The 13,673-nt window shown below is 41.0% G+C and carries 11 protein-coding genes; all 11 read left to right on the forward strand.

Annotation, left to right across the window (positions count from 1 at the left end):
* Positions 1–184 precede the first annotated feature (184 nt).
* The 11 genes from GYM62_RS11395 to ruvA all read left to right on the forward strand — a co-directional run bounded on the left by GYM62_RS11395 (position 185) and on the right by ruvA (position 13,609).
* Positions 185–970: an enoyl-CoA hydratase/isomerase family protein gene (locus GYM62_RS11395; RefSeq protein ID WP_219956489.1), complete on the forward strand. Its 786-nt coding sequence runs from the start codon at positions 185–187 to the stop codon at positions 968–970.
* Between the two features lie 14 nt (positions 971–984).
* The gene (locus GYM62_RS11400) at positions 985–2,484 is read left to right on the forward strand and encodes a lipopolysaccharide biosynthesis protein (protein WP_219956490.1); all 1,500 of its coding nucleotides are present in this window, start codon (positions 985–987) and stop codon (positions 2,482–2,484) included.
* A gap of 125 nt (positions 2,485–2,609) precedes the next feature.
* Positions 2,610–4,337: a tetratricopeptide repeat protein gene (locus GYM62_RS11405; RefSeq protein ID WP_219956491.1), complete on the forward strand. Its 1,728-nt coding sequence runs from the start codon at positions 2,610–2,612 to the stop codon at positions 4,335–4,337.
* Positions 4,330–5,070, forward strand: a complete 741-nt coding sequence (locus GYM62_RS11410; RefSeq protein WP_144604248.1) for a DUF4292 domain-containing protein — start codon at positions 4,330–4,332, stop codon at positions 5,068–5,070. Before GYM62_RS11405 ends, GYM62_RS11410 begins: the two co-directional genes overlap by 8 nt.
* Positions 5,071–5,077: 7 nt before the next feature.
* Positions 5,078–6,319 carry a murein hydrolase activator EnvC gene (locus tag GYM62_RS11415; protein ID WP_144604247.1) on the forward strand — a complete coding sequence of 414 codons (1,242 nt, stop codon included), beginning with the start codon at positions 5,078–5,080 and terminating at the stop codon, positions 6,317–6,319.
* A gap of 110 nt (positions 6,320–6,429) precedes the next feature.
* A complete protein-coding gene (gene tatA, locus GYM62_RS11420; protein WP_091649576.1) occupies positions 6,430–6,627 on the forward strand; it encodes a twin-arginine translocase TatA/TatE family subunit in 198 nt (65 codons plus the stop codon).
* Between the two features lie 19 nt (positions 6,628–6,646).
* Positions 6,647–8,074, forward strand: coding sequence for an Asp-tRNA(Asn)/Glu-tRNA(Gln) amidotransferase subunit GatA (gene gatA / locus GYM62_RS11425; protein WP_144604246.1), 1,428 nt, complete (start codon positions 6,647–6,649; stop codon positions 8,072–8,074).
* Between the two features lie 10 nt (positions 8,075–8,084).
* On the forward strand, positions 8,085–9,488 hold the full coding sequence (locus GYM62_RS11430) for a LysM peptidoglycan-binding domain-containing protein (RefSeq protein ID WP_250161299.1): 1,404 nt from the start codon (positions 8,085–8,087) through the stop codon (positions 9,486–9,488).
* 138 nt (positions 9,489–9,626) lie between these two features.
* Complete coding sequence (locus GYM62_RS11435) at positions 9,627–10,724, forward strand: DUF4837 family protein (protein ID WP_091649569.1); 1,098 nt, start codon at positions 9,627–9,629, stop codon at positions 10,722–10,724.
* Positions 10,725–10,745: 21 nt separating this feature from the next.
* Complete coding sequence (locus GYM62_RS11440) at positions 10,746–13,016, forward strand: NADP-dependent malic enzyme (RefSeq protein WP_144604245.1); 2,271 nt, start codon at positions 10,746–10,748, stop codon at positions 13,014–13,016.
* The gene (gene ruvA, locus GYM62_RS11445; protein WP_091649564.1) at positions 13,013–13,609 is read left to right on the forward strand and encodes a Holliday junction branch migration protein RuvA; all 597 of its coding nucleotides are present in this window, start codon (positions 13,013–13,015) and stop codon (positions 13,607–13,609) included. The genes GYM62_RS11440 and ruvA overlap by 4 nt, the downstream gene beginning before the upstream one ends.
* Positions 13,610–13,673: the final 64 nt, after the last annotated feature.

Below are 13,673 nucleotides of genomic sequence, written 5' to 3' on the forward strand. Positions count from 1 at the left end.
TTTTTATTTTACCAGTGCAAAAGTAAATAAAAAATGGCGGATGGGCCTTTGAAAATGACTAAATTAGATTGATGATATCCATAAAATCAATTTGGAATCAGATCTTGAGCCAGGAAATTTCCCAAAGGGAATTTGGGATTGAGTACCCTGCTCGTATATTTGTTTGCTACTCAAAAAATAATTTATGGGAGATTATCGAAATATTCTGACCGAGGAAAAAGAAGGAGTTCTTTACCTTACCATCAATAGAGAGGATAAAATGAATGCCCTCAACTTTGCCACCTTGGAAGAGTTGAGAGAGATTTTTGACCAAGTCATCGATGATAAAAGCATCAAAGCAGTCATCTTGACGGGCGCTGGAGAAAAGGCCTTCGTAGCAGGTGCTGACATCAGCGAAATAGCTGAATTGAATGAGGTAAATGCCAGAAAATTTGCGGAAAACGGTCAGGAAATTTTTTCCATGATAGAAAACTGCCACAAGCCTGTAATCGCCGTAACCAACGGATATACCTTGGGTGGTGGCTGTGAATTGGCTATGGCTTGTCATATGAGAATTGCTACTGCCAATGCCAAATTCGGCCAACCTGAAGTGAACTTGGGAATCATCCCGGGATACGGAGGTACACAAAGAATGACCATTTTGGTAGGCAGAGGCAAAGCCAATGAATTGATGATGACAGGAGATATGATAGGTGCAGACGAGGCCCTGAACCTCAAACTTGTCAACCATGTGCTCCCAACCAAAAATGATGCAATGGCCAAAGCCGAAGAAATCATTGGTAAAATCATGTCTAAAGCTCCTTTGGCAATCGGAATGATCGTCGACTGCGTGAATGCAGTTTATTTAGCTGAGGAAAATGGCTACCAAACTGAGGCAAATAGTTTTGCTAGATGTGTCAAATCAGGCGATTACAAAGAAGGAACAAGCGCGTTTTTAGAAAAAAGAAAGCCTGTGTTTAAGGGAGAGTAATTCCCTGACTCCCCATGAGTAATTTAAAAAAACTGGCCGGGCAAACCGCGATTTATGGACTGAGCAGCATTTTGGGCCGGTCCATTAATTTTTTACTGATCATCGTATACACCCAGTATCTCAGCAAGGAATCGCTGGGTTCATTTACAAGCATCTATGCGCTAATCGGTTTTATGAATATCGTTTTCACTTACGGAATGGAAACGAGCTTTTTTCGATTTGCCACAGGAAAAAATCTTGATTCCCATCGAGTTTATTCCAACAGCCAATCTTTACTCATTTTATCCACCTTATTATTGGGTTCGGGGCTTTATTTATTGGCTCCTTTCTTAGCTGATTGGATGGACTATCCCGGGCAAGCCTATTTATTCAGGTGGACTGCCTTGATTTTATCCTTCGATGCAATTTTAGCAATTCCATTTGCCAAACTTCGGTTGGACAACAAAGCTATTTCCTTCGCCTCTGCCAAGCTGATCAATATATTTCTCAATGTTGCGCTCAACATTGTCCTTATCATCTTATTTCCTCAATGGATCGAATCGGGTCTGATTTCCGATGGGTTCTTAGGATATAGGTTGGACTGGGGAGTGGAATATATTCTGCTTGCCAATCTCTTCGCCAATGGATTGATTATTCCTTTTGTTTGGTGGAAAGCGGGTCTTTTTTCTTTTCGACTGGAAAAAACAATACTTCAACCCATGTGGAATTATGCCCTACCCTTGCTTTTCATGGGTTTGGCTGGAGTAACCAATGAACTCGTTTCCCGATTATTGTTTGAATACATACTGCCGGAAAATTTCTACCCTGGATTGAGCAGCCGGGGAGCTGGAGGTGTTTTTGGAGCGAATTTCAAATTAGCGATCTTAATGAACCTGGTAATTCAGGCTTTTAAATACGCGGCAGAACCATTTTTCTTCAGGGAATCAGAAAACAAAAACTCTGCGGCCATCTATGCAAAAGTGATGCATGCTTTTATAATTTTCTGCAGTCTGCTGATGATTGCTATTTCTGTGAATTTATTCTGGCTCGGCCCAATGGTGCTTCGAAGTTCCGGTTATGAAGCAGGTCTATTTATTGTACCCATTTTATTGATGGGCTACTTGTTGCTGGGCATTTACTTCAACTTGTCCATTTGGTTTAAAGTCACTGATCAAACCAAGTACAGCTTTTGGATCACTCTGGCTGGAGCCTTGGTCAGCATTTTGGTAGTTTGGATTTTTGTCCCGATTTATGGGTACATGGGCGGAGCAATGAGTACCCTACTCTGCTACCTTCTGATGTGTATTCTTTGCTTTTATTTTGGGCAGAAATATTACCCCATCCCCTATCAAACGGGCAAAGGACTCTTTTACCTGATATTGGCTTTCGGCTTAAGTTACGGAGGATTCTATCTGAGCACGGATAATTCGGTTTTAGACTTTTTCATCAAAAATGCACTCATCATCCCATTTGCAGTTTTAATTTTCATTTGGGAAAAAGAAACGTTAAAAAACCTTGTAAAAAGGAGAGGCTAGAAAATTCGGGATCATTTTTTGCAAAAATTTGTTTGACAAGAGAAATCCAGAGAAAACCCGCTTTCTCTTAAGCCTTTTCGTAAAAGGCATTATGTTTGTGTTTTGATCCCATTATCCTATTATCCGTGAGTTCCAAGAAATTCCTAATTCTATATATTTCCCTATCCCTGTTTGCTTGGGATGGCTTTAGCCAGCAAAAGCTCTCCAAAAAAGAGCGCAAGCAGCAAAAAAACGAAGCTTTGGCCAGTAGATATTTTATCGAAGGCACCAAGCAGATGAATCTGGGTGATTTGGAGAAAGCCTTTTTTTACCTGCAAAAATCCGAGGAATTGAGTCCGGATGAACCTGCAATCAACTATAAAATTGCAGAGGTTTACACCAGAGCGAATCAGCCAGAAAAGGCTCTTCCATTTGCTCTCAAGGCTGTGGAACTGGACGATGAAAATAAGTACTATGCCTTGATGGTTGCTGAAATCTACACCAACCTTAAGCAACCTTTAAAAGCTGCTGATATCTTGGACAGGCTGACTGCCGATGGGGAGAGCAACCAGCAGTACAACCTGGATTTAGCCTCCATTCTATTGAATGCCGGTGAATTCGACAAAGCATTGGTAGTATTGGACAGAGCTGAGGAATATTATGGAATCATGGAGCCAATAACGGTTCAAAAACAAAGAATCTACCTCAGAAACAACAATTTAGCAAAGGCAATAGAAGAAGGAGAACGTCTAATCGAAGCCAGACCAGGAAATCCAAATTATGTCTTAGGCTTGGTAGAAATTCTTTACAATAACAATCTGGTAGATGATGCGCTAAATCTGGTCAATGAGGAAATCAGCAAATATCCCAATCAGCCAGAATTACAAATGGCTGCCCATTCTTTGTTAAAAGAGAAAGGTCAGATTCAAAAATCAAATGAATATCTCATTCGCGCATTTGCCAGTCCAGACTTGGATCCTGAAGTAAAATCCAGGGCTTTCGTTTCTATCCTCAATGAATTCAAAACTCCTGAAAGAGAAATCTTGCTTGATAGCTTAGCTGGTTTTATGATCAAAACAGAGCCCGCAAACGCTGCAATATTTGAAGCTTTGGGAGAAAGAGAGGCAAAAAACGGAAAGCAGGAAGAAGCAAGAAATTACTTTAAGCGCTCCTTAGATCTCAACGCAAAGAATGCCAAACTCCTTGAGCAAATCATCCTAGGTTCTTTTGGAGAAAACCCGGATTTCCGGGAGGCAGAAAAATACACTACTATGGGTGTGGATGAATTCCCTAAAAATCCTGAATTCTGGTTTTACGATGGGATAGTGAAATCTGCTGTGAAAAAAGATTCTGCTGCCGTTGAATCTCTAAATAAAGCTATTGAACTTAATGCCAACAAAAATCCTCAATTGGATCAGGTAGCTTTTGGCTCTTTGGCTAGCTCCCTTTATAACCTTGGGAAAAAGGATTCAGCATTTCAGTTTTTTGAAAAAGCCTTAGTGCTCAACCCCAATGATGAACAAGTCCTAAATAATTACGCCTATTTTCTCTCTTTGGAAAAAAAGGATTTGGAAAAGGCCAAGACCATGTCTGAAAAAGTAATTAAGAAATTTCCAGACAATGGCACTTTTTTGGATACGTACGCATGGGTATTGTTTCAATTAGGGGATTATGAGGGAGCTAAGAAATACATGGCTCAAGCCTTAGAATTCGAAAGCAAGCCTAGCGGAGTTATGTTGGAGCATTATGGAGATATTCTCTACCATTTAGGAGACAAAAACGAAGCGATTTCATTTTGGAAAAAAGCAGCCGACAGTCCGGAGGCTTCTGAAAAATTACCTTTGAAAATAAAAGAAGGAAAATACCATGAGTAGACTTTTGAAAATCTTTTTTCTGGGAATGGCAGTGATTTTTTTGAATGCCTGTTCCAAAAAGGTCATCCCTTTTGAGTCAGATGGAAAAATGAGTGAATTCGCTCCATCCTATGCTGAATATGATTTTATCAATGCCAAGGCAAAGGTCATCATTGAAGAAGAATCCGGAAAAATCACCCGGGGTACTTTAAGCTTGAGAGCAAAAAAGGACAGTGTGCTTTGGTTTACAATTTCTCCGGGAATGGGCATGGAAGCAGTTCGGGGATTGATTACCAATGATAAAATTCAGATCAAAGACCGAATCGGAAAGGAAGATATTAATTTGACTTTCGCGGAATTTGAAAATTTCTACGGACTGAGTCTATCACTGGATTTATTTCAAAACATGTTTTGGGCAAATCCCCCTCATCCTTTTGATTACCAGGATCGATTAGTTCGAGTTGGAAAGTCCTTTGAGTTAACTCAGGTACGAGAACAGGTCCGCTACTTTAGCAAGGTGGACGTGAATGTCGCAAAGGTTTCTGAATTGGTCAGCAATTCCTTGGATGACAGGGGAAGTTTACTGGCTAGCTATGCTTCTTTTCAGGATGTAAATGGTCAGGCTTTTCCATCGGAAGTGCTTTATAAATTGGCTTACAAGCTTCCGGAAGGAAGTCAGAACACCATCATTAATTTGGAATGGGTGTCCATCAACCCACAGTCAGAACCTTTGAGTTTCCCATTTAGATTTTAGAATCAGCATGCGTCAGCAGTTCGTTGTAGTAATTACTCTTGTTCTTTTAGCCTTTTTCTCAATGGAGGCTCTTGCTCAAACGAGCAAAACCCGGGAGGAATTGGAAAGGGAAAAAGCCGAAGTTCAGGCCAAATTGCGGGAGTTTGATGCAATTCTTAAGCAAACCGCAGCTACTAAAAAGAATACGATTGGGGAGCTAAACGCGATCACGCAGCAGTTTCAGACCCAAAACCGCTTGGTCAATACACTAGACCGGGAAGTAAAACTCCTGAATCAAGAAATCTCCACCACAGAAAGCAGAATTGCCAGCTTAGAACAGCAACTCAAAGACCTTAAAGCCGAATATGGAAGAATGGTCTACAATGCTTCCAAGTTGAATAGAAGCTTATCCATTGTAGCTTTCGTTTTTAGTTCCTCAAGTTTCAATCAACTGTATATGCGATTGAAATACCTCAAGCAATATTCTGATAGCAGAAAACAACAGGCCGAACAAATTCAAAAAGTAGCAGCAGAACTGGCGGAAATCAGAGTTGAATTAGATCTGAGAAAGTCAGACAAGGAAAAAGTATTGGCTGAGGAAAGGTTGGAAAGAGCCAAACTAGAGGAACTCCGAAAGGAACAGCAGACCATGGTCAATACACTGACCAGGAAAGAAACTTCCATTAAGAGGCAGATAACTGCTACCAAAAAGCAGCAACAGCAGTTGGAATCCATGATCAGAAAGGCAATTGAGGATGAAATCCGTCTTGCAGAAGCTGCTGCCAGAAAAGAAAACAGTAAAGCCACCAAATCAGCTGGAAGCAGCATGCCGATGACTCCGGAAGTAGCTGCGCTTTCCAGTTCTTTTGCAGGAAATAAAGGCAGACTTCCATGGCCTGTAGAAACAGGGTTTGTAACCCAGACATTTGGTGATAATCCACACCCGACTTTGAAAGGTATCACAGTGCCGAGTGATGGATTGAACATTCGTACCCAACCCAACTCTAATGTGAGAACGGTATTCGATGGAACAGTAGCCAAAGTAGCCTCCATGCCGGGCTATGGGGAAACGGTATTGATCAAGCACGGAGAGTATTATACCTTATATAGCAAGCTTAAGTCCGTTTCTGTAAAATCAGGTCAAACTGTCAAAGCAAAAGACGTAATTGGTACTGTTGCTACGGATGCAAACGGCGAAGCTGAAGTTCATTTCCAGACTTGGAAAGGTCTTCAAAAAATGGATCCAGCCACCTGGATCACATCGAAATAGCTATAAAATTCGTATATTCAAGAAAAAGATTCATAGAGTCGCAAAGCTTCTTTGTCTAAGCCGATGACAGTTATATCTTTGTGACCACATTTACCCTAAACAAATTAATCATGACAACATTGGGTTTTATTCAAAACATGGGCGGTGGCTCGATCATTTTGATCATCTTGGTCATTCTCCTATTATTTGGAGCAAAAAGAATCCCTGAATTAGCAAGAGGCCTAGGCCGCGGAATCAGAGAATTCAAAGATGCTACCAAGGATATTCAAAACGATCTCGAAGAGGGACTGAAAGACAAGAAAAAGTAATCCCTTAAGCCAATAAGCTTTGGAACGATTCATTTCATTCGAGGAAATCAAAAAATCGCTCGATAAAAAAGAGACTGATTGTCAGACGATTGTCGGTCATTATTTACAAAACATTCAGACGAAGGCGCATCTCAACGCCTTCGTCGAAGTTTATGAGCAATCCTCTTTAGAAAAAGCCAAGCAAATCGATGAGAAAATTGCCTTAGGAAAAGCGGGGAAACTTGCTGGGATGGTAATTGGTATCAAAGATGTATTGTGCTATGAAGGACATGAATCCAACGCTTCCTCAGCAATACTCAAGGGCTTCGAAGCCCAATTCACCTCCACAGCAGTTCAGAGACTCATACAGGAAGACGCCATCATCATAGGCCGTCTCAATTGTGATGAATTTGGAATGGGAAGTTCCAATGAAAACTCTGTCCATGGCAAAGTTCTTAATGCTCAAGACGAATCCCGCGTACCGGGAGGATCCTCAGGGGGGTCTGCAGTAGCTGTACAGGCGAATTTATGCACAGCTTCACTGGGAACAGATACCGGCGGTTCCGTTCGTCAACCTGCAGCATTCACAGGAGTTATAGGCATGAAGCCTACCTATTCCAGAATTTCAAGATGGGGTTTGATTGCTTATGCCTCCTCTTTCGATACAATTGGTATTTTTTCAAAGTCTGTAAAAGACAATGCCCTGATCATGGAGGTCATTGCCGGCCATGATGAGTTTGATAATACCTCCTCGAGAAAACCAATTTTCCCTTACTCTCAATTATTACATTTCGAGAAAAAGGCTAAAGTAGCTTACCTGAAAGAGACTATTGAGTCACCTGCACTACAGCCGGAAATTAAAGAGCAAACTCTCAAAGTACTGGATCAACTTAGGGAAGAAGGTCATGAGGTAGAAGAGGTTAGCTTCCCTTTGCTAGACTACATTCTTCCTACTTATTACATTTTAACCACAGCAGAAGCCAGCTCCAATCTTTCCCGTTTTGATGGGGTAAAATACGGTTACCGCAGTCCCAATGCTCATAATTTGGAAAGCATGTATAAACTGACCAGAACGGAGGGATTCGGGGAAGAAGTGAAAAGACGGATCATGTTGGGAACTTTTGTCCTCAGCGCCAGTTATTATGATGCGTACTTCACTAAAGCACAGAAAGTCAGAAGATTAATTAAAGAATATACTGAAAATCTTTTGCAGGATTTTGATTATATTTTGTTGCCGACTACGCCATCTACTGCTTTCAAATTTGGTGAGCATAGTGATGATCCTGTTGCCATGTATTTAGAAGACTTATTTACTGTGCAAGCATCCGTGTCAGGTGTTCCGGCTATCTCCATTCCAAATGGAAGAGATAAAAATGGCATGCCAATTGGACTACAAGTCATTGCAAATTCGTTTAAAGAAGCGGAGCTTTATGCATTTAGTAATTATCTAACTCAATTAACCGACTAAACCCATTCTCATGATGAAAAAGACTTTGTTCAGAACAATCACACTTTCAGTTTTTTCTTGTTTGATTTTCCTGACAAATGCTTATTCACAGGACGATGAGCTTATTGCTGCTGCTCCCTTTTCAGAAGATGATGTGCAGCCAAATTATCATTATGAATACATTCCTGACTTCACATACGATCAGATAGATAAGCGAATTAAGGCAATGAAAACCGATATGCCTTTTGAGCTGAATGATAGAATTTTTTCATTTATCCAATATTTCACGGTTAGAAATAGAGATTACACCAAAATGGTTTTGGCCAGAAAAGATCTCTTTTTCCCACTTTTTGATGCAACCATGCGCAAGCATGATATGCCTGAAGAAATAAAATACCTCTCCATCATAGAGTCGGGTTTGGATCCTCAGATTAGATCTAGGGTTGGGGCCATGGGCTTGTGGCAATTTATGCCAGCCACTGGAAGAATGTATGGAATGGATGTCAATCCTTATGTGGATGATCGCATGGATCCTGAAATGTCCACTGATGCGGCGGCAAAATACTTGAAGTCCTTGTATAGAATGTTTGGAGATTGGGAAGTAGCCATGGCTGCTTACAATTGTGGTCCCGGCAATGTAAGAAAAGCCATCAGACGATCAGGAGGAAAAAAGACATTCTGGGAAATTTACAATTACCTACCAAGAGAAACCCGCGGATACGTACCGCAGTTTCAGGCTATGCTGTACATCTTAAATCATTTGGAAGAACATAACTTTCATCTTGAAGAGCCTACCTACTCCCCTGCATATGAAAAAATCAGGTTTGATCGGGTAATGACACTGGATAAGCTGGCTGAATTGACCAACCTCTGTATCCCTGATTTGGAGAAGTTGAATCCTTCCATCAAAACCAGACAAATTCCGGAAGCCAATAGAAGCATGGCGATCCGAATCCCAAAATCGAAAGCCCTTTTTGTAAAGGAAAATCTGGCTTGGATCAGTGATTCTTTGGGTAATGCACCCCTAGATTTGGCCGCTGGAGATAAACTTATAGTACAGTCTGTGGAATCTATAGCAGAGGAAATCCAGAGAAATGGAATTACCTATCGAGTAAGATCTGGAGATGTTTTAGGAACAATTGCCAGTAGACATGGTGTGACAGTTTCTCAAATCCGAGCTTGGAATGGGATTTCCGGCAACTTGATCCGCGTCGGACAAACCCTTACACTCTACACCTCTTCGGGTTCCAACTCAGGAGGAATAGCACAGGCAAGTACCAATTCAAATGGACAAAGAACTTACACAGTGCAGCCAGGAGATTCCCTTTGGATTATTTCTAAGAGACATGCAAACCTAACAGTGGAGCAGCTCAAACGCCTGAATAATTTGAATTCAAACAATATCAAGCCAGGTCAAAAACTTATCATCGGATAATACAATTTTGATATCAGGGGCTTGAAAGCTCCGGAAACTGTTAATTTTTTTTAACAAAGGCCAAAAGATGGGCTTGCATTCAGGTTTCCGATTGGAAAGTATTTATTTTGAATCTCCCAAGAATCAAACCAAATCTGAATGAAAACCCTTTCACAAATTATAGGAATTCTTTTGCTAGGAACTTTATTGATTTCCTGCTCAAGCGAAGGAAGCAATTCCAACAGTACCAAACCTAAAGCCCGGGGTTCTATCGGGGAAATCATCTTAGTAATAGATTCTGCCAAGTATGCAGGACCTGTTGGAGATGCATTAAAAGACATTTTTGAGGCAGACTTGCCAGGCATGGTAAGATCTGAGAGCAAGTTCAAAGTAAACACCGTGGATCCACGAGCAATGACCAGAATGCTCAAAATGTCCACTAACCTCATTTATGTAACCACTTTTGATGATAGAGGCTCATCTTCTCAGGTAATCAATGCTCAGTTTTCAAAAGAGTCCAAAGAAAAGGCCCTGAATGACCCTTCATTATATTCCTTAAGAGTTGAGGATGAATATGCAGTTGGTCAGGAGGTATTATACCTTTTTGGAAATACGGAAGAGCAACTGGTAAAAAATCTAAAAAAGAACGGAGATAGATTACAGAACCTTTTCGAGGTAAGAGAAAGAGGCAGATTGGAAAAAATCATCCTAGCCAGAAAAAATACAGCTGCCAATGCAGAGGCAGAGAAAAACTTAGGGATACAGATCAATATTCCCGCTTCTTACCAAGTTGCCAAGTCTGTTCCTAACTTTTTATGGGTAAGACAGCCAACCCCTACCGCCAATCGTGCAGATATCAGCCTGTTTTTTCATGTAGAAGATTATGTCTCAGAAGAGCAGACTTTTCCGGAAAACATCCTGAAAATCAGAGACTCAGTAGCAAGAAATCATATTTTTGGCGATCCTGACGATCCTACCTCTTATGTAGTAACTGAAAAACAAATCGTTCCAGCTTTCCGAAACATGGTGATAAATGATAATTTTACCACCGAAATAAGGGCTTCTTGGAAGACCAACAACATCAGTATGGGCGGTTCTTACCTGGGTTATCTCATGGTTGATGAGAAAAAGGGTAAATTATACTACATTGAAGGCTTTGTATTTTATCCCAATGAAGTTCATCGGGACGCCCTTCGTGAAATTGAAACCATTTTGCTCAATACAGATGTAAGCTGGATTCCGGATCAAGGGGCCTAAAACCCAAATAATTCGGCTTATATGGCAATTAAAATTCGCAAGGAGGACGCACTAAATTATCACACTCAAGGTTCTCCCGGGAAAATTGAAGTAATCCCGTCCAAACCCCTTTCCAGTCAAATGGACTTGGCTTTGGCTTATTCTCCAGGAGTAGCTGAACCATGTAAGGAAATTGAGGCTGATGTAGAAAATGTCTACAAATACACGGCTAAAGGAAATCTTGTCGCTGTCATCTCAAACGGTACTGCGGTGCTGGGATTGGGAGATATTGGGCCAGAGGCTTCCAAACCCGTAATGGAAGGAAAAGGCGTTCTTTTTAAAAAATTCGCAGGAATTGACGTTTTTGACATAGAGATCAATGAAAAGGATCCAAAAAAATTAATCGAAATTATCCGATCCTTAGAGCCTACTTTCGGGGGAGTCAACCTGGAAGATATCAAGGCTCCTGAATGCTTTGAAATCGAGCAGACTCTTAAGCGGGAAATGAACATTCCTGTCATGCACGATGATCAGCATGGAACAGCAATTATTTCCGGAGCTGCACTTCTCAACGCTTTGGAAATAGTTGAAAAAGATATTTCCGAAATCAAGTTGGTGGTAAATGGTGCTGGAGCATCAGCTGTTTCCTGTACCCGATTCTACATGTCATTGGGCGTGAAGCGTGAAAACTTGGTGATGTGTGACAAAGAAGGTGTAATCCGTCAGGATAGACCAGAATTGGATGATATCAAGAAAGAATTTGCTACCCATAGAGACTTGCGCACTTTGAGTGATGCACTTGCAGGAGCAGATGTATTTTTAGGTCTTTCGGCAGGTAATATTGTATCCCAGGACCAAATCAAATTGATGGCTGCAAATCCAATTGTATTTGCGCTAGCCAACCCTGATCCGGAAATTGCCTATGATTTGGCAATTGAAGCTAGAGAGGATGTGATCATGGCTACTGGCCGATCTGACCATCCTAATCAGGTAAATAACGTATTGGGATTCCCATATATCTTCAGAGGAGCTTTGGATGTAAGGTCTACCGCAATCAATGAAGAAATGAAATTGGCAGCTGCCAAAGCAATCGCCAAGTTGGCGAAGGAGCCAGTTCCAGATATCGTTAACAAAGCTTATGGTGAAAGTAAACTAGGGTTTGGTCGATTCTATTTGATTCCAAAACCACTTGATCCAAGACTAATCACCACTATTGCTCCGGCAGTAGCTAAGGCGGCAATGGACTCAGGAGTTGCTAAGAATCCAATTAAAGATTGGGCAGCTTACGAACTGGAACTGCAGGAAAGAATTGGTATCGATCAGCGATTGATGTCAGTGGTTATTTCCAGAGCTAAGAAAGATCCTAAGAAAGTCGTATTCGCAGAAGCCGATAACCGCAAAATATTGAAGGCTGCCCAGATCATTCGGGATGAGAAAATAGCCAACCCGATATTGCTTGGTAACAGAGCTAAAATCTTGACTTTGATCGAAGAAAACTCATTAGATCTGCAAAATGTAACAATCATTGATCCATTGGAGGAAAGCGAGAAGCTTTCTCAGTTTGCAGATATTCTGTATAAAAAACGTCAAAGAAAAGGTATGACCTTGGCTGACGCCTCCAGACTCGTAACTCAAAGAAACTACTTTGGTGCCATGATGGTGGAAACTGGTTTGGCGGATGCATTCATCTCAGGTTTGACTAGAGATTATCCAAAGACTATTCTTCCATCACTTCATACAATTGGAGTAAAGGATAAAACCAAGAGAGTGGCCGGGATGTATATCATGAATACCGATAAAGGCCCTTACTTCTTTGCGGATGCAACAGTAAACCTGAATCCAACAGCGGAAGAATTGGTGGAAATCATTGGATTGACTGCAGACGCGGTTCGATTCTTCAATATTGAGCCTAGAGTTGCTGTTTTATCTTACTCCAATTTTGGATCAGCTAAAGGGGAAATCGCCGAGAAAATGGCAAAAGCAACTGCCATGGCAAAACAGAGATTCCCAGGCTTGATCATAGAAGGTGAAATGCAGGCAAACGTGGCTTTGAATGAAGAGATCCAAAGAGATGTTTATCCATTCTCCCAATTGATCAACAAAAAGGCCAATACCCTGATTTTCCCAGATTTGGGATCTGGAAATATCGCATACAAGCTTTTGGCTGAACTAGGAAATGCTGAAGCAATTGGGCCGATTTTGTTGGGTATGAACAAGCCTGTACATATTCTACAGTTAGGTAGTTCCATCCGAGAGATAGTCAACATGGTGGCTATAGCGGTAGTGGATGCACAAATTGCAGGTAGACCATGATAGATTATTTGAGAGGAAAATTGGTTTTCAAAGACCCTACCTATGTGATCATTGACGTAGGAGGAATTGGATATCATGTCAAAATTTCCCTTCAGACATACAGTAAAATCAAGGATGAGGAGCAAATCAGGCTCCTCACCTTTTTACATATTAAGGAAGATGCTCACACACTCTACGGATTTAAAGAGGAGGATGAAAAGCGTCTTTTTTTATTGCTGATTTCGATCAACGGAGTAGGACCAAATACCGGCTTAATGATTCTGTCATCTTTGAGCTCCGAAGAAATCGAACAGGCAATATTAGCTGGTGATGTAGCTACTATTCAACATGTCAAAGGAATTGGTGCTAAGACCGCTCAGCGGATTATTCTTGAGTTGAAAGACAAAGTCAGCAAATCCGGATCAGATGTTTCTACTAGTTCTTTGGGATTTTTAAAATCAAGCAATAAATTACGTGAGGAGGCGTTACAAGCCTTAATTACTTTAGGTTTTCCAAAAGCGGCTGCGGAGAAAAATATCACTCAGGTGCTCAAAAAAACCACTGGAGAAATTTCTTTAGAAGATTTAATTAAAGCATCTTTAAAGACCACATAATTTAAACTTGGATTGAACTTTCGGAGGATACTGACTTTTTGCAGGGGAAGGTCTCGAGGCAGTT

The organism is Algoriphagus sp. NBT04N3, assembly GCF_019443765.1.
Classification (GTDB): Bacteria; Bacteroidota; Bacteroidia; order Cytophagales; family Cyclobacteriaceae; genus Algoriphagus; species Algoriphagus ornithinivorans.